The sequence below is a fragment of the Ensifer sp. PDNC004 genome (genome assembly GCF_016919405.1).
Classification (GTDB): Bacteria; Pseudomonadota; Alphaproteobacteria; order Rhizobiales; family Rhizobiaceae; genus Ensifer.
Genome location: NZ_CP070352.1, coordinates 621,733 through 639,433 on the forward strand (window position 1 = coordinate 621,733; position 17,701 = coordinate 639,433).

Genomic DNA, 17,701 nt, shown 5'->3' on the forward strand with positions numbered 1-17,701 from the left:
CAGAAGGTGCATCCGCCAGCCATCTGATCTTGCGCATCAAGCACTCCCCGTTCCTCGACGCAGCCTTGACAGAGCGGAGCAAGTGTCCGGCCCACACATTCCGACAACTTGCGAGCGACCGCATGTCCAGCCTTTACTCATCCACGGCGACTTCCTCAAACAGCAGCCGATGGCCGCGCCCCAATCCCCGTCTCTGGCCGGGGCAGGCACGGGCCCGCCTCGAACAGCAGCCGATTGCGGCTGCCGGCGCGCTGACCATTTGCGCAGCTTTCGTCTTCATGGCCTTTCCCGGCATCGATCTTGCCGTCTCGCGCTGGGCCGCCTTCGCCACCGGCGACTTTCCGCTCTCGCGGGAGCCGGAGCTGCGCGCCCTTCGTGACCTCAACCGTATCCTGCCGGTTTTCATTCTGCCCTGCGTGCTGGCAATTCTGGTTGCGCAAGCCGTCGCACCCCGCCCCTGGCTACCCCGCCCGCACAAGGCGCTGTTCTTCCTGACCTTCTTTGCGGTCGGGCCGGGGCTCCTCATCCAGGCGCTGAAGCGACTGATCGGGCGGGCGCGCCCTTATGAGATCACCGATTTCGGCGGCAGCCTGCCGTTTACGCCGGCCTGGCAAGTGTCTGGTGCCTGCTCGCGCAGTTGCTCCTTTGCGTCAGGCGAATCCGCCACCGCGATCGCGCTCGTGGCGCTTGCGCTGCTGCTGCCGGTTCAATGGCGGCGAACGGCGATCATCGCCCTCGTCCCCCTCGTCCTCGCCTTCTCGCTGAACCGGATCGTGTTCGGCGCGCATTATCTGTCCGATGTCGTTCTGGCCTGGTGCCTGATGCTGTGGCTGATGGCGTGGCTGTGGGCCGTATTTACCGAAAACGGCGAACGGATCGATGCCGCCGTGATGCGCCTTTCGCGCCGAAGCGCGCCATAGAGCGCCCGCGAAACCGGCACAGCTTCAACGCGGAAAGACGAGTTCCACCGTCGTTCCGCGCCCCGGCTGCGAGAGAATGCGGGCGTCGCCGCCACTTTGCCGGACAAAGCCGTAGACGACGGCAAGGCCAAGGCCGGCGCCGCCCTCCTGGTCGCGGGTGGTAAAGTAGGGCTCGAACGCCTTGTCCACCGCCTCCGGCGACATGCCGATCCCCGCATCGGTCACGGAGACGACGACATCGGCCCCGGCGCTGCCGGCGCGGATCAGGATCGTGCCACCGAGCGGCATCGCCGCGGCGGCGTTGAGGCAGAGATTGAGGATCGCCTGCTCGAAGAGTGCTGCATCGAGATGCACGTTGGGCAGGCCGTCGGCGATCTCGAAGGCGAGCCGGCATTTTTCGCCGACGGCAATTTCCAGCACGTCGGCCATGCCGCGCAGCACCGCGCCGATTTCGAGCGCCCCCGGCTGAAGCGGATGCTGGCTGCCGACGGACAACATGCTCGAGGCCAGCGAGCGCCCGCGATCGGCCGCCTTGCGAATGCGGGCGATATGGCGTTTCTGCCGGTCGCTGAAACCCGTTTCGCGCTCCAACAACCCCAGGCTGCCGGTGATGATGCCGATCATGTTGCCGACCTCATGGCTCACCTGATGGGTCATGCGCATGATCCCGTCCAGCCGCTGCGCCTTGGCTGCCTCGGCCTCCTGGCGGTCGATCTCCGTCACGTCCCGCGCCAGCAACACGATACCCCGGTCCGGCTGCCGCGACAGCGAGACTTCGGTCACCCGGCCCATACCGGATCGATGGCGCAGCACCAGCCGGTCATCGAGCGAGCCCGCCTCTCGGTCAGCGGGCAAAAGGGTCGGGTCGATCTCCGGCATCGGACTGACGAACCGGCGCAACGGCAACTTCCGCGCCGAGCCCGGCCAGCCAACGAGCTCCATGACGCGCCGGTTCATCGTGATCGGTTTGCCATTCGGGTCGAAGAGCGCAATGCCCTCGTTCATGTTGCGGAAGGTCGAGCGAATGGTGCGGGCCGCCGCTTCGGCGGTACGGCGGAGCCGCGACACGCGCTCGACGCTTTCGCGAAACGCGCTGAAGGCTTCGAGCAGCCGCAAGAACTCGGTCTCCGTCCCGTTGTAGCTCGGCGTGTCGACATCACGGCGCCCCTGCGCAAGCGCATTCATGCCCTTGGAGAGCGAGACGATCCCGCGCGATACCCGCATGACGGAGCGGATCGAGAAGATCGCCATGACGAGCACGAGCAGCGAGGAGACCGCGACGATGACGAGCAGGCGGCTCAGCGCGTCGGAGGTCGAGGCGAGATCCTCGTTGAGCCCTCGGGCAACGGCCTCGCTTTGTGTTTCCGTGGCATGCGAGAGATCGCGAGAGACCGTGTGCAGCCGCGCCACCGCGGCGCGGATGGCGAACATTTCCAGAAGATAGTGGGTCTGCGCCTCGAACACCCGCTCATAGGGCGTCAGCTCGGCAGCCGAAATCCGGCTATCGGGCCCGGCGGGCGCCAGACGGGGCGTCGTGACGGCAACGTAGCGGCGGCGCAGTTCGCCAAGCTGGAACAGGCTGTCGGAGTTGGACGCCGATTGCACGATCGCATTGAGGCGCTGGCGGACCTCCGAGTTGGCAATGCCGTTGCCGGTGGCGATCTCTCCAAGTGCTGCTGCCGCATCGGCCTTGTACTGCTGGGCCGAATCCGCGTCGGCGGCAAGTGTCACCGTTTGCGTGCGGATAGCATCCAGCAGCTCGACGATGTGGGCGCTGGCAAAGCCGTCGACCGCTGTCTTGCCGACCTCCGGCGCCATCGTTTGAAGCAGGACGTCGACCTGCGCGACGACCGAACGGCTTTCGCTCGACACCCGATAGGGCGATGTTGCGTTCATCAGGAACGGCGCGCTGGACACGAGGTCAGACACCTGACGCGAAACCAGCGAGGCCTTGGCGAGGCTCGAAAAGGCCTGCAGCCCGTAGGCCGCCATCTCGTCACGCGCCCGTTGCAGGCCGAACACGGCGACCGTTGCCAGGCTGAAGACGAGGACGCAGATGAAGACGATCGCAAACGGCAGGCGGAAGGCGATCGACGAAAGGAACGGGCGGCTGATCACGGCCGGGCCTCGCCGTCGTCGGTATCCAGCACATAGCCCTTGCCGCGCCGCGTCTTGATGTGGCGCGGCAGGTCCGGATTGCGCTCGATCTTGCGCCGCAGCCGGAGCACGAGCACATCGACGTTGCGGTCGATGTAGCGATCGCTTTCGGCGCCCAGCCGATCGAGGATGTGGGCGCGGGTGACCGGCGTGTTCGGCGTTTCCGCGAGGATTTCGAGCAGCGCGAACTCGGCGCTGGTGAGCGACCGGGTCGCGTCGGAAAGGCAGACCGCGCGCCGGCTCTTGAGATCGATCGACCAGTCGCCGAGCTTCAGCGCCGCGGGCTCGTGCTCGCGCTCGGCCTCCCGCTCCGGCTTCAGCGACGGGTAGGTGCGTCGAAGGACGGCCTTGATCCGGGCCGTGAGTTCGATCGGCTCGAACGGCTTCACGACATAATCGTCGGCGGCCGTTTCCAGTCCCAGCACCCGGTCGGCCGCACTGCCTGCCGCCGTGACCATGACGATGCCGATATTGGTGCGCGCCCGCAGTCGCTGGGCAAAGGTCCGGCCCGATGTCCCAGGCAGGTTATGGTCGACGAGTACCAGGTGCACCGTTTCCCGCTCGAGGACGATGGCGGCAGCCTCCGCCGAAGGCGCCGTCAGCGGCATCCAGCCTTCGGCCTCCACCAGATCGGAAACGAGCTCCGCCATGTCCGGATCGTCCTCGACGATCAGAATCCGTATTCTCTCACTCAGCATGCACGTCCTCCCGTCGCCATCATAGGCGGGGCTGTCCCAATGATCAAAGCGGCTCGCGTTATGCGCATTGTCACATTTGTAATCTTTGTAATCTTGAAACGGCAAAGCCGCATTCGTGTTGTAAGAACGGTAACCATTCTGCGGGTTGCGACCCGCGGGGAATACCGACATCCTGATTGCGGAGATTGGGGCGGCAGCGCTCCAAATGGGAGGACATCGTGAGAGGCATCACCGCTATCGGCGCGGGCGTGGCCCTGTGGCTGTGCATCGCCACGTCAGGCATGACGGCACCGGCGCTCACCGTACTTTGCGGTGTCGACGAGGCGTGGTGCGCGACGATGAAGGCCGCGTTCGAGGCGAAGTCGGGCATCGAGGTCGCCATGACCCGAAAGAGCAACGGCGACATCCTCACCCAAATCCGCGACGAAAAAGACGCCCCGACCATCGACGTGTGGTGGGGTGGGACCGGCGACACCCATCTGCAGGCGGGATCGGAAAACCTGCTTGAACCCTACCGCCCGGCGCATGAACGCGACATGCTGCCCTGGGCACAGAATTTCTTCGCCATCTCCGGTGGACGTTCGGCGGGCATTTATGCCGGAGCGCTCGGCTTTGCCTACAATGCCGACCTCTTGCATGCGCTGAAACTGCCGGCCCCGACCTGCTGGAAGGATCTCGCCGACAAGGCCTATCGCAGCCGTATCCGCAGCGGCAACCCGAACTCGTCCGGCACCGCCTTCACCACGCTTGCAACGCTGGTGCAGCTCTTCGGCGAGGACGAGGCCTTCCGGTTCATGGCGGCGCTCAACCGCAACATCGACCAGTACACCACGGCCGGCTCGGCCCCGGTGAAGGCGGCGGCACGCGGCGAGACCCTGATCGGCATCTCCTTCATGCATGACGCGGTCACGCAGAAGCAGGCCGGCTCGCCGCTCGTCATCGTCGCTCCCTGCGAAGGGACGGGCTACGAAATCGGCGCCGTCAGCATCGTCAAGGGCGCGCGTCATCTGGAAAACGCCAAGAGCTTCGTCGACTTCGCACTCACCCCGGAAGGCCAGGGTACGGGTGCGGCCGCCGGCCAGAACCAGGTCCCATCCAATGCCCGCGCGGAGTTGCCGCCTGGCGCACCGGACATATCGCTGATCAAGATGGTCGATTTCGACTTCGCCACCTTCGGCTCGCCGGAGGAACGAAGTCGACTGCTCAAACGGTTCGACGCGGAGATCGCCGCGACGAACTAAGCGCTCCGCGGAAGCCGAGTAATCCGCAGTACCGAAATCGTGAACGTGCCGCCCGGCGGGCAGGCCGATCGCCGCGCCATGCCCGTTCACACCCAAGTTTCAAACAGGCAACAGGAGGATGCCCCAATGAAAACAACGACGCTTTCCCTCATGCTTTTTGCCGGCACGGCGCTTGCCGCCCTGCCCGCCCAGGCCGCCGGCAGCCTCAACCTCATCTGCTCCGCAGACGTGGTGATCTGCGAACAGATGACCGGCGACTTCCAGAAGGAAACCGGCATCAAGGTCAATATGGTCCGCCTGTCTTCGGGCGAGACCTATGCCAAGATCCGCGCCGAGGCGCGCAACCCGAAGACAGATATCTGGTGGGCCGGCACCGGCGACCCGCACCTGCAGGCGGCATCGGACGGCCTGACACTTGAATACAAATCGCCGATGCTGGACCAGCTTCAGGACTGGGCGAAGAAGCAGGCTGAAGGCTCGGGCTTCCGCACGGTCGGCGTTTATGCCGGCGCGCTCGGCTGGGGCTACAACACCGAGATCTTCCAGAAGAAGGGCCTGAAAGAGCCGAAGTGCTGGGCCGACCTGCTCGACTCCTCGCTGAAGGGCGAGATCCAGATGGCCAACCCGAACTCTTCCGGGACTGCCTATACCGCGCTTGCCTCGCTGGTGCAGATCATGGGCGAAGACCAGGCATTCGACTATTTGAAGAAGCTCAACGGCAACATCGCGCAGTACACCAAGTCCGGCTCGGCGCCGGTGAAGGCGGCTGCACGCGGCGAAGCCGGCCTCGGCATCGTCTTCATGCACGACGCGGTGGCCCAGACCGCCGAAGGCTTCCCGATCAAGTCGATCGCGCCTTGCGAAGGTACGGGCTACGAGATCGGCTCGATGTCGATCATCCGTGGCGCCAAGAACCTGGACAGCGCCAAGGCCTGGTACGACTGGGCACTGAAGCCGGAAGTGCAGTCGCGCATGAAGGACGCCAAGTCCTTCCAGCTGCCGTCCAACAAGTCGGCCGAGGTGCCGAAGGAAGCGCCGAAGTTCGAGGACATCAAGCTGATCGACTACGACTTCGCCACCTTCGGCGATGCCGAGAAGCGCAAGTCCCTGCTTGAGCGCTGGGACCGCGAAGTCGGCGCCAGCGCCAACTGATCGCGGCTTGAACGGTTCGGCCGGGTGATTGATCCGGCCGATACCGCCCAACGGTCCCAACCGTCGTTCTTTGCCTCCGGCACGTGCCGAGGCGATGTGACGTCACATCATCTTTCATTTCAAATTGCGCGAGGACCGTCATGGAACATCGCAACCGCAGGCTCGACCTAACGCTCGGGCTCGGACTGGCCGCATTCTTGGCTGTCCCCTGGTACCGCATCGAAGGCGGCTTCTTCGGGCTCGGCTGGCTTGCCGATTTCCCCGGCGATCCGGCCGTTGCCCCCGGCCTGATGCAGATCTTCGCCCACGGCCGGCTATGGCTGATCGTGGCGCTGGCGCTGCTCGGCATCTGCGTGGCAGCGCGTTTCGTCCGCGATCCCGCGCGTCGGGGCCTCCTGCTGGCCGTCGCCGGCGCAGCGGGCGTTCTTTATCTCGCTCTCCAGGGGCTGGCGATCGGCTTTTCCGGCTGGACCTGGACGATCAGCGAGACGCTATTCGGCAGGCTTTCCGACGGTCAGCCGTCGATGGGAGCCGGCGCCGTGCTGATGGCACTCACCTTCGTTCTTCTATTCGCCTTCGGACTTGCGGAGCGCGGCGTGCTCAAGGGCGACGCCTTCATCGTAGCGGCGATTTCCCTGCTCGTGACCCTCGTCATCGTCTTCGTCTTCTATCCGGTCGGCAGCATGTTCGCCGCCTCCGTTCAGGATTTCGACGGCTCTTTCAAGGCGGATGGTTTCATCCGCAACATCCAGGACGCGTCGATCTGGAGCCTGAGCTGTGTCGTCGGCGAAGGCCGGTGCGGCGTCGCCTGGCGCACCCTGTGGCTGGCGCTGATGACTGCGTGCGGCTCGACGCTGCTTGGCCTTGCCTTCGCGCTCGTTGCCACCCGCACGCGCTTCCCCTTCAAGAAGGGCATGCGGCTTCTGACGGTGCTGCCGATCATCACGCCGCCCTTCGTCATCGGCCTGGCGCTGACGCTGCTCTTCGGCCGTGCCGGGGTCATCACCGAATTTCTCTCGGATGCCTTCGGCGTCGAACCGGGCCGCTGGCTCTATGGCCTCACCGGCATCTGGATCGCCCAGGTCCTTTCCTTCACTCCCATCTCGTTCCTCGTTTTGATCGGCGTCGTCGAAGGCGTCAGCCCCTCCATGGAAGAAGCGTCGCAGACGCTGCGCGCCGATCGTTGGCGCACCTTCTGGACCGTCTCGCTGCCCTTGATGAAGCCTGGCCTCGCCAACGCCTTCCTCATCGGCTTCATCGAAAGCATGGCCGACTTCGGCAATCCGCTGGTGCTCGGCGGCAGCCATGGGGTGCTTTCGACCGAAATCTTCTTCGCCGTCGTCGGCGCGCAGAACGATCCGTCTCGCGCGGCCGTGCTCGCCATCATCCTGCTCTGCTTCACGCTCACGGCCTTCGTCGCGCAACGTTACTGGCTCGCCGGCAAGAATTATTCGACCGTGACCGGCAAAGGTGACTCCGGCGCCCACAGCGCACTGCCGCGCTCGATCTCGATCGGTGTTCACGCCATCGTCATTCCCTGGATGATCTTCACCGTCGTCGTCTACGGCATGATCCTCTTCGGCGGCTTCGTGAAGACCTGGGGCCTCGACAACTCGCTGACGCTCGACCACTACGCCAAGGCCTTCTCGATCTCCTTTGCCGACGGCGCGATCGCCTGGACCGGCGTTGCCTGGAACTCCTTCTGGACGACCATGGAGATCTCGCTGATCGCAGCGCCCCTGACCGCCATGGTGGGTCTGCTGACGGCTTACCTGATCGTGCGCCAGCGCTTCGCCGGCCGTGACGTCTTCGAGTTCGCGCTGATGCTGAGCTTTGCCATTCCCGGCACCGTCATCGGCATCAGCTACATCATCGCCTTCAACCTGCCGCCGCTGGAAATGACCGGCACGGCGTTGATCCTCGTCGCCTGCTTCGTCTTCCGCAACATGCCGGTCGGCGTGCGCGGCGGGATTGCGGCGATGAGCCAGCTCGACAAGAGCCTCGACGAGGCATCGCTGACACTGCGGGCAACGAGCTTTCGCACCTTGCGCAAGGTCATCCTGCCGCTCTTGAGGCCGGCCATCGTCGCAGCGCTTGTCTATTCCTTCGTCCGGGCGATCACCTCGATCAGCGCCGTCGTCTTCCTCGTCAGCGCCGAGTACAACATGGCAACCGCCTACATCGTCGGCCTCGTCGAAAACGGCGAATTCGGCGTGGCGATCGCCTACTCCTCGGCCCTCATCCTGGTGATGATCACCGTCATCACCGGTCTGCAACTCCTCGTCGGCGAGCGCAAGCTGAGGCGCGAAAACCGCGTCCTCGGCGCCGCTCCGGCCCGTTCGTCCAACACCATCTCCCAGGAGAAAACCGCATGAGCACCTCCATGAACACCCCGCGCACCGGCTCGGTCGTCTTCCAGAACGTGCGCAAGCAGTTCGGCAGCTTTACCGCCATCCACGACCTGTCGCTCACCATCGAGCCGGGCACGCTGGTGACCCTGCTCGGCCCCTCCGGCTGCGGCAAGACGACGACGCTGCGCATGCTGGCGGGCCTCGAACATCCTTCCGCCGGCCGGATCCTGATCGGCGGCAAGGACGTGACCATGCTGCCGGCCAACGAACGCGACGTGTCGATGGTCTTCCAGTCCTATGCGCTGTTCCCGCACATGTCCGCGCTCGACAATGTCGCTTACGGCCTCGAATCCTCGGGGATCAAGAAGAAGGAAGCCCGCGAGCGTGCAGAGGAAGGCCTGCAGCTCGTCGGCCTCGGCGGTCTCGGCCAGCGGCTTCCGGCAGAACTTTCCGGCGGCCAGCAGCAGCGCGTCGCCGTTGCCCGCGCGCTCGTGCTCGAACCGCAGGTGCTGCTGCTCGACGAACCGCTGTCCAACCTCGACGCACGTCTGCGCCGCAAGGTGCGCACGGAAATCCGCGAGTTGCAGCAGCGCCTCGGCTTCACCGCCGTCTACGTCACCCACGACCAGGACGAGGCGCTTGCCGTTTCCGATCGCATCATCGTCATGAAGGATGGTGCGATCGCGCAGCAAGGTGCACCGCGCGACCTCTATGAGGCGCCCGCCTCCACCTTTATCGCCGACTTCATGGGCGAGGCCAACGTGCTGCCCTGCGAAGTGACCGCGGCAGACGCCGGCCAGGCGACGATCCGCATCGGCGGATTTGAGCACCGCCTGCCCTCCAAGGGTGCCCGGCCGGGTCCGTCGAAACTCGCCGTAAGGCCCAACGCGGTGACGCTGACGCCGGCCAAGGGGGCTGCCCTTTCCGGCACGATCAGCAGCGCCGCCTATCTCGGCGGCCACGTCGAATACGAGGTCGAAACGCCGGCGGGTCTGCTCTTTGTTGTCGATCAGGCGGTGGAGGAAATGCTATCTCCGGCAACGGAGGTCGCCATCGGTTTCCGCAACCGCGGCCTGGCTTTGATTGACGCATGACTTTTCACAACTGGATACGAGAAGGACACTTGCATGACTGCTGAAATTGCCGGCCTCGACGCCCGGTTCGCGCTTGCCAAATCCATGGCCGAAGAGGCTGGCCGGCTCGCCTACGACTATTTCCTGAAGCGCGAAACGCTCGTCATCGAGACCAAGCGCGACGCGCATGACGTCGTCTCGATCGCCGACCGCAACGTCGAGACGCTGATCCGCGACAAGATCGCCGCGGCGTTTCCTGACGACGGCGTGCTCGGTGAGGAGCATGGTCTTCTCGACGGCACATCCGGCTTCACCTGGGTGCTCGATCCGATCGACGGCACCACGCCCTTCGTCAACGGCATGCCGAACTGGTGCGTCTCGATTGCGGTGGTCCATGCGGAGAAGCCCGTTATCGGGGTGATCCACGCACCCTGCCATCAGGAAACCTATGCCGCGGCAACCGGCCGGGGCGCAACGCTTAACGGCAAGCCGCTTCGTCTCGACGGCACCCGCACGATCCGTAACGCCGTCACCGGGCTTGGCGCCAACGACCAGGTGAAACCGGGCGAGATGGGCGCTATCGTCGAGCGCCTGCTTTCGGACGGCGGTAACTTCATGCGCAACGGCTCCGGCGCGCTGATGATCGCCTATGTCGCCGCCGGTCGCCTCGTCGGCTACTACGAGCCTTACATGCATGCCTGGGATTGCCTTGGCGGCTATTGCCTGGTGACCGAAGCCGGCGGCTGGACGCTGCCTTTCCCGGCGCGCGGCGAGGCGCTGACGCATTGGGCGCCGGTGCTGGCGGCAGCACCCGGCGCCGTCGACGACCTGCTGAAGGTCGCCCAGCTCGACCGGGCGGCAGCCTGATCACCGCTCGGTCGAGCCGGTCGGCTTGTCGGGCTTGAAGCCCAGCAGGCCGCCGAGCTCCATCGGGAACGGGAAGATCACGGTCGAGTTCTTCTCGCCGGCAATGACGTTCAAGGTGCTCAGATAGCGCAACTGCATGGCCTGAGGCTGCCGGGCGAGGATCTCGGCAGCCTCGAGCAGCTTGGCCGCCGCCTGCTGCTCGCCCTCGGCGTTGATCACCTTGGCGCGCCGCTCGCGTTCGGCTTCGGCCTGACGGGCAATCGCCCGCACCATGCTCTCGTTGATGTCGACATGCTTGATCTCGACCGTCGCCACCTTGATGCCCCAAGCATCCGTCTGGCTGTCGAGGATCTTCTGGATATCGTCGTTCAGACGGTCGCGCTCGGCCAGCATTTCGTCGAGGTCGTGTTTGCCGAGCACCGAGCGCAGGGTCGTCTGCGCCAGCTGGCTCGTCGCCATCATGAAGTCCTCGACCTGGATCGTCGATTTTTCCGCATCGATCACCCGGAAGTAGATCACGGCGCTGACGCGGACGGACACGTTGTCGTGGGAGATGACATCCTGGCTCGGCACATCCAGCACCCGCGTCCTGAGATCGACCCGCACCATCTGCTGCACATAGGGCACAAGCAGGATCAGCCCCGGCCCCTTGACGCCGGTGAACCGGCCGAGCGTGAAGACCACACCGCGCTCGTATTCGCGCAGGATCCGGATCGAATAGGCAATAACGAGAATGACGAGCACCAACAACGCGGCAAAAGGAGCAAGGCTCCCGAACATGTCCATGACCATTCCTCCATTCCGGGCGCCTTCACCGCGCCCTCACCGGATCCGCGGGCGCTATGTCTTTGGCCCGCCCCGGATCACTTCGAGCGTCAGTCCGTTTCGCGCGATGACCTTCACATTCTCGCCCCTCGACAGCGTCTCCGCGCTGACGGCCTGCCAGCGCTCGCCATGGGCGATGATGGTACCGGCCGCGCCGGTCCAGTTCTCGACCGTGCCGGCAAGGCCGATCATCTGTTCGCTGCCGGTCACCACCGCATGGCGGCGCGAGCTGAAGGCCAGCCGCGCGACCAGCAGGCTGAAGCCAAGGCTTGCGGCCGCAAGCGCCGTAAGCACAGACCAGGAGACCCCAAAATCCGGCGTATCCGTGTCGAAGAGGATGGCCGCGCCCAAGACCAGTGCAAAACTGCCGCCGGCACCGAGCACGCCGAAGGATGGCGAATGCGCCTCGGCGACCATCAAGCCGATGCCGAGCATGATCAGCCCGATTCCGGCAAAGCTGACGGGCAGCACCGAAAGCGCATAGAGCCCGAGCAGCAGGCAGATGCCGCCGATGGTACCCGGCGCCACCGACCCCGGCGACAGGAACTCGAAGATCAGGCCGTAGATGCCGATCATCATTAGGATGACCGCGATATTGGGATCAGTGACCACCGAAAGCAGCCGGGTGCGCCAGTCGGGCACGAAGTCCTCGGTCGCAAGACTTGCCGTGTCGAGCACGATCTCCCGCTGCCCGACGCGCACCGTCCGCCCGTTCGCCTGCTTCAGCAGATCGGCAACGTCGGTCGCAGTGAAATCGGCAACCCTCTCCCGGACGGCCGCCTCGGCCGAGAGGCTTGCAGCCTCGCGCACCGCCTTTTCGGCCCAGTCGGCATTGCGACCACGCAACTCCGCCAGCCCGCGGATATAGGCCACGGCATCGTTGACCATTTTCGCCTCGGCAGGGCTCTGCGCCGCCGGCTGGTTGTCGCCGTCCTTGCCGGTGTCGCCGTCCTTACCCTGACCGAACATGTCGCCGCCGATCGCGATCGGCGTCGCCGCACCAAGGTTCGTTCCCGGCGCCATCGCCGCGACGTGGCTGGCATAGAGGATATAGGTGCCGGCACTCGCCGCCCGCGCGCCGCTCGGTGCAACGTAGGTTGCGACCGGTATGGGCGAGCCAAGGATCGCGCGGATGATCTCGCGCATCGAGGTGTCGAGCCCGCCGGGCGTATCGATCTGCAGGATCACCAGCGGCAGCCGGCGCTCTTCCGCCTTCGTCAGGCCGCGCCTGACATACTCGGCGGTCGCCGGACCGATGGCGCCGTTGACATGCAGCACCAAGGCGACCCGATCGTTTTCGGCCCGCGGCGAAGCTGGAAACGCGAAGGACAAGATCAACAAAAACAACAGCGTGAGGGTTCGCAACATCCGTCGTCAGAACCTCGCATGCTCGACACCTGCGAACAGGGCCACTCGCCGCATGATAGCACAACACAAGGTTAGGACGAAGCGAAGGCTGCTACTGCACACCCGAGCCCGCAAGTCAGAGCTTGGGACGCCGGCGGCCTCCCGGCTGCGACGGGATGACAACGGCGGCGATCGGCGTTATCTGCTAGGTGTTCATTTCGGCGGCAACGCTTCGCCGCCTATTCGAGGCCGCCTTCATGGCGCCTTCCGGTTTCAGCAGAACAGGATTTTTGGGTTTGGAGACGACCCTCTACCAGCCGATCAAGAGCTTCCTTGAAACCCGCGGCTATAGCGTCAAGGGCGAGATCGGCGGCTGCGATATCGTCGCACTCAGCGACGACGAACCGCCGCTGGTGGTCGTGTGCGAACTGAAGCTGAGCTTCAATCTCGAACTGATCCTCCAGGCGGTCGATCGCGCCACCGCCGGTGACGAGGTGTGGGTCGCCGCGCGTGTTTCGGCCAAGGGCAAGGGGCGCGAGAGCGACCGGCGTTTCCGCGATCTCTGCCGCCGGCTCGGCTTCGGCATGCTGGCGGTTGCCGACAACGGCATGGTCGACGTCATTCTCACGGCTTCCGCGGTGATGCCGCGCAAAAACAACAGGAAGCGGGCGCGCCTGATCAGCGAACACCGCCGCCGCAAAGGCGATCCGACCGCGGGCGGTGCCACTCGCACACCGATCATGACCGCCTACCGGCAGCAGGCGCTCGCCTGCGCCGCCGCCCTTCAAGCTGGCCAGCAACGCCCGCGCGATCTGCGCCCGGTCGCGCCGGATGCGGCCAAAATCCTGCTCAGCAACGTCTATGGCTGGTTCGACCGGGTCGACCGCGGTATCTACGCGTTGTCGGAACAGGGGGCCGAAGCGCTTCGCCGCTGGCCTCCGCTCGAGACCATAACGGTCGCGAGCACCGAGGCATCCGAAGCATGACCCAGCTTGGAGCTCTCCGGTGAACCCCGCGCTTCGCCTTCTCTACCTTTGCCTCGCATGGCTGATGGTCGGCCTCGGCGTCATCGGCGCCTTCCTTCCGATCCTGCCGACGACGCCGTTCCTGTTGCTGGCGGCCGGGCTCTTTGCCCGCGCCTCGCCCCGGCTGGAGCAATGGTTGCTCAACCACCGGGTCTTCGGTGCCTCGCTTCGGCTGTGGCGCGAAAAGGGGGCGATCTCCCGGCGGGCCAAGACCGGGGCAGTCAGCCTCATGGCCGCCAGCTTCGGCCTCTTCCTCTTCTTCGGCAATCCGAGCCTGTTGCTCGCTGCTATCGTCGCAGCCGCTATGGCGCTTCCCGCGCTGTTCATCCTGACGCGCCCCGCGGAGTAGCCGGGCCCGAAGCCGGCCCCATCCACGCGCCAAACGATACCTCTGTTCTCAAGAAATACTTCACACTCGAAAAGGTCGAAATATTACCCGAAAGCACACGCTATGGGCACACCCATCGATACTTAGTGTTTTTGTAAATCAAAATATACTTCGAACAACTCAAGAACAAAGTTGTACAAATGTGCAATTTCCGCAGCCGCGCATCCTCTCTTGCTCGACCGTTGTTCCGGATCCACGCGATGCACGATCGCGTGATTTTAGACAAAGCGAACGGCCGTGGAAACGTTTCATCGGCCCACATGCCCACCTGCGAAACGCAGATAGACCCCCAAAACTGACGATTGGCGATTGACAAGCCGGTCGGGTTGGCTCCATCTATTGCATTACAAAGGCAGCAATTCCTTAATAAAGGAATATGTGGAGGAGCATATGCCTGACATGCTGGTGAGCTTGTATTCGCCGATCCTCGGTGAACTCAAGCGCAGAACCGAAACCGACAAGGTGACGATCCGTCCCGCCTTGCCGCCGGAAATGGGCCTGGTCGTTGGCTGGGTTCGGGAGAACTTCAGCGAGAACTGGGCGAGCGAGGTGACTGTCGCCTTCACGCGCAGGCCCGTCGCCTGTCTTATCGCGGTTGACGACGGCAAGCTCGTCGGCTTCGCCTGCTACGACACGACCGCACCCGGCTTCTTCGGCCCGACCGGCGTCGATCCCGTCGCCCGCGGCAAGGGCATCGGCGTCGCCCTGCTTTCCGACTGCCTCGACACCATGAAGACGCTTGGCCACGCCTATGCCTTCATCGGCGACGCCGGTCCCGTCGATTTCTACGCAAAGACCGTCGGCGCCGTGCCGATCCCCGCCCCCGACAAGGGGATCTACCAGGGCATGCTGCGTCGCCCCTCCAAATAATTCCAATCCCGGAGCCTCTGAATGTCCTCGACACCCCTCGCCCTTTTTGTCGGTCTTCCGAATCCTACGCTTTCGGACGACGAGTTCGCGCTGTTTCGCGAAACCAACCCGCTCGGCCTCTTCGTCGGCCGCCGCAACCAGCGCGAACCCGGCCAGGTGAAAGTGCTGATCGAGCGCTTCCGCGAAGCCGTCGGACGCGACGACGCACCTGTATTTACCGACCAGGAGGGCGGACGCGTTCAGCATCTCGACGCCGGCCCCTGGCCGCTGTTCCGTTCCTTCGGCGAATTCGCCGAACTGGCCCGCCGTGACTTTGCCCTCGGCAAGAAGGCGCTGCGCCTGTCGAGCCAGGCCATGGGCACGATGATGACCGAGCTCGGCCTGACGAGCGGCTGCTCGCCGGTGCTCGACCTCGTCTTCTCGACGACGAGCTCCGTCATCGGCGCCCGTTCTTTCGGCGCCGACCCGGATTTTATCGCAGCCCTCGGCCGCGAAGTGGTCGATGGCCTGCTTGAGACCGGCAACATGCCTGTTATGAAGCACATTCCCGGCCACGGCCGCGCGACGCTCGACTCGCACAAGGAGCGCCCTGTTGTCGACGCCTCGCGCGAATTGCTGACGTCCACCGATTTCAAGCCCTTCGTTGCGCTTCGCGACACGCCCTGGGCCATGGTCGCCCACGTCGTCTATTCCGCCTTCGACAAGGAGCTGCCAGCGTCCATCTCGCCGATCATGCACGACGTCATCCGCAACAACATGGGCTATGACGGCGTGCTCGTCTCCGACTGCATCTTCATGGAATCGCTGCGCGGCACACTGCCGGAGCGCGTCCGCCAGGTGCTCGATGCCGGCTCCGACATTGCGCTGCACAGCCACGGCACACTCGCGGAAAGCGAAGCGGCAGCCAAGGCAGCAAGGCCGCTGACGGAGGCCGCACTGAAACGCATCGCGGCAGGCAAGGCGCGCCTCGGCACGCTGAAGGTCGATGTGCGCGCAGCCCATGCCGAAGTCGAGGACATCTTCAACAGCGCCCTCGTTGCCTGACCGAAACAAGAAATCCTAGCGATCTAAAAGGGGAACTACCGTGAAAAAATCGCTTCTCGGCGCAGCCACCGCGCTCGCCCTCATCGCCGGCCCTGCCGCGACACAGACCGTGCTGACGGCCAATATCGAGCCGGCGACCACCTGGGTTCGCAACTTCAACCCGTTCAACCAGACCTCGGCGCGCCAGAGCACGCTCGATTTCATCTACGAGCCGCTGGTCGTCTTCAACCGCTTCGACGGCAACAAGCCGGTCTTTCGCCTTGCAGAAAGCTTCAAGCTCGCCGACGACCTGAAGTCGATCGAGTTCAAGCTTCGTCCGACCCTGAAATGGTCGGACGGCAAGCCGCTGACGGCGACCGACGTCAAGTTCACCTACGACTACCTGAAGAAATTCCCGGCGCTCGACTTCGTCAGCATCTGGACCTTCATCACCGGCGTCGAGGCCGTGGACGCTCAGACCGTGCGCTTCACGCTCGCCAACCCGAGCTCGCTTGCAGCCGAACAGCTGGCGCAACTGCCGATCGTGCCCGAGCACGTCTGGAAGGACATCGCCGAGCCGGTGACCTTCGCCAACGAGACGCCTGTCGGCAGCGGTCCGCTGACCGAAATCCCGCGTTTCACCGGCCAGACCTACGACCAGTGCCGCAACCCGCATTACTGGGATGCGGCTACCCTCAAGGTCGACTGCGTGCGCTTCCCGCAGCTTGCCGACAACAACCAGATCCTGACGGCGACCGCGTCGGGCACGCTCGACTGGGGCGTCTCCTTCATCCCGGACATCGAGAACGTCTACGTCGCCAAGGATCCGGAACACTTCCACTTCTGGTATTCGCCGAGCAGCATGGTCGCCTTCCTGTTCAACCAGGAAACGGCCAATGAAAACAACCGCAAGGCCTTCAATGACGTGAAGTTCCGCCGTGCCGCCTCGATGGCGCTCGACCGCGGCACCATGGTCGACGTCGCCGGCTATGGCTATCCGACGCTGAACGAAGACCCGGCCGGCATGGGCGAGCTCTACAAGAGCTGGGCCGATCCGTCGGTTGCCGCCGATTTCGGCAAGTACGGCAAGTACGATGCAGATGCCGCCAAGGCGCTGCTCGACGAGGCCGGCTATGCCGACAAGGACGGTGACGGCTTCCGCGACAACCCGGATGGCAGCAAGATCTCGTTCTCGATCATCGTGCCGAGCTCCTGGACCGACTGGATCGACACGGTGACGATCGCCGTCGAAGGCCTGCAGGCCGTCGGTCTCGACGCCAAGATCGAGACGCCCGAGGAAGCCGTCTGGACCGGCAACCTGATCAACGGCACCTTCGACGCCGCGATCAACAGCTTGCCGGCATCGGCCTCGCCCTACTATCCCTACAAGCGCGCCTTCAGCGCGTCGGACAAGGGCAAGACCCGCTTCACCTCGCAACGCTGGTTCAATCCGGAAGTCGAGGCTCTGCTGACCGAGTTCACCCAGACGGCTGACCCGGCCAAGCAGAAGGAAGCGATGAACAAGGCGCAGCGCATCGTCGCCGAGAACATGCCGATGATGCCGGTGTTCAACAACCCGAACTGGTACCAGTACAACACCAAGCGCTTCAAGGGCTGGGCGACGGCGGAAAACCCCTTCGTCAACCCGTCGATCACCCGCAACAACCCGGCGCGTCTTCTGCACCTGCTGGCGCTTGAACCGGTGAAGTGACCCCTGATCGAAGGCGCGGCGCCCTTCGGACGATGATCCGGGAGGGCGCCGCA

Annotated in this window: 15 protein-coding genes; 11 read left to right on the forward strand and 4 right to left on the reverse strand. The window is 64.5% G+C overall.

The features are described 5' to 3' along the window. The first annotated feature begins 122 nt into the window (after positions 1–122). Positions 123–920, forward strand: coding sequence for a phosphatase PAP2 family protein (locus tag JVX98_RS02785; RefSeq protein ID WP_205236784.1), 798 nt, complete (start codon positions 123–125; stop codon positions 918–920). A gap of 24 nt (positions 921–944) precedes the next feature. Here JVX98_RS02785 and JVX98_RS02790 read toward each other — a convergent pair whose 3' ends face one another. After that, positions 945–3,038: a nitrogen regulation protein NR(II) gene (locus tag JVX98_RS02790; protein ID WP_205236785.1), complete on the reverse strand. Its 2,094-nt coding sequence runs from the start codon at positions 3,036–3,038 to the stop codon at positions 945–947. Beyond that, positions 3,035–3,775 (reverse strand): response regulator, encoded by a 741-nt coding sequence (locus JVX98_RS02795; protein WP_205236786.1) that lies wholly within the window; start codon positions 3,773–3,775, stop codon positions 3,035–3,037. Before JVX98_RS02795 ends, JVX98_RS02790 begins: the two co-directional genes overlap by 4 nt. A 218-nt stretch (positions 3,776–3,993) precedes the next feature. On the opposite strand from JVX98_RS02795, the gene JVX98_RS02800 reads away from it, so the two are divergent. The 5 genes from JVX98_RS02800 to JVX98_RS02820 all read left to right on the forward strand — a co-directional run bounded on the left by JVX98_RS02800 (position 3,994) and on the right by JVX98_RS02820 (position 10,459). After that, the gene (locus JVX98_RS02800) at positions 3,994–5,016 is read left to right on the forward strand and encodes an ABC transporter substrate-binding protein (protein ID WP_246764854.1); all 1,023 of its coding nucleotides are present in this window, start codon (positions 3,994–3,996) and stop codon (positions 5,014–5,016) included. 126 nt (positions 5,017–5,142) lie between these two features. After that, positions 5,143–6,168: an ABC transporter substrate-binding protein gene (locus JVX98_RS02805; protein WP_205236787.1), complete on the forward strand. Its 1,026-nt coding sequence runs from the start codon at positions 5,143–5,145 to the stop codon at positions 6,166–6,168. A 140-nt stretch (positions 6,169–6,308) separates the two neighbouring features. Further along, positions 6,309–8,543: an iron ABC transporter permease gene (locus JVX98_RS02810; protein ID WP_205236788.1), complete on the forward strand. Its 2,235-nt coding sequence runs from the start codon at positions 6,309–6,311 to the stop codon at positions 8,541–8,543. An 8-nt stretch (positions 8,544–8,551) separates the two neighbouring features. Then, a complete protein-coding gene (locus JVX98_RS02815; protein WP_043622955.1) occupies positions 8,552–9,613 on the forward strand; it encodes an ABC transporter ATP-binding protein in 1,062 nt (353 codons plus the stop codon). A 33-nt stretch (positions 9,614–9,646) separates the two neighbouring features. Further along, on the forward strand, positions 9,647–10,459 hold the full coding sequence (locus JVX98_RS02820; protein ID WP_043622930.1) for an inositol monophosphatase family protein: 813 nt from the start codon (positions 9,647–9,649) through the stop codon (positions 10,457–10,459). Here JVX98_RS02820 and JVX98_RS02825 read toward each other — a convergent pair whose 3' ends face one another. Both JVX98_RS02825 and JVX98_RS02830 read right to left on the reverse strand, forming a co-directional pair. Next, positions 10,460–11,245, reverse strand: coding sequence for a slipin family protein (locus tag JVX98_RS02825; protein ID WP_205236789.1), 786 nt, complete (start codon positions 11,243–11,245; stop codon positions 10,460–10,462). It lies immediately after the preceding gene. Positions 11,246–11,299: 54 nt separating this feature from the next. Continuing rightward, entirely contained in the window at positions 11,300–12,652 is a 1,353-nt protein-coding gene (locus tag JVX98_RS02830; protein WP_205236790.1) for a nodulation protein NfeD, read from the reverse strand. A gap of 275 nt (positions 12,653–12,927) precedes the next feature. On the opposite strand from JVX98_RS02830, the gene JVX98_RS02835 reads away from it, so the two are divergent. From JVX98_RS02835 to JVX98_RS02855, 5 genes are all read left to right on the forward strand, one after another. Further along, a complete protein-coding gene (locus tag JVX98_RS02835; protein WP_205236791.1) occupies positions 12,928–13,617 on the forward strand; it encodes a DUF2161 domain-containing phosphodiesterase in 690 nt (229 codons plus the stop codon). Positions 13,618–13,636: 19 nt separating this feature from the next. Then, the gene (locus tag JVX98_RS02840) at positions 13,637–14,005 is read left to right on the forward strand and encodes a YbaN family protein (RefSeq protein WP_192449500.1); all 369 of its coding nucleotides are present in this window, start codon (positions 13,637–13,639) and stop codon (positions 14,003–14,005) included. A 429-nt stretch (positions 14,006–14,434) separates the two neighbouring features. After that, positions 14,435–14,914 carry a GNAT family N-acetyltransferase gene (locus tag JVX98_RS02845; RefSeq protein ID WP_192449499.1) on the forward strand — a complete coding sequence of 160 codons (480 nt, stop codon included), beginning with the start codon at positions 14,435–14,437 and terminating at the stop codon, positions 14,912–14,914. 21 nt (positions 14,915–14,935) lie between these two features. Further along, a complete protein-coding gene (locus JVX98_RS02850; protein ID WP_192449498.1) occupies positions 14,936–15,958 on the forward strand; it encodes a glycoside hydrolase family 3 protein in 1,023 nt (340 codons plus the stop codon). Between the two features lie 40 nt (positions 15,959–15,998). After that, complete coding sequence (locus JVX98_RS02855) at positions 15,999–17,648, forward strand: ABC transporter substrate-binding protein (RefSeq protein ID WP_205236792.1); 1,650 nt, start codon at positions 15,999–16,001, stop codon at positions 17,646–17,648. Positions 17,649–17,701 lie beyond the last annotated feature (53 nt).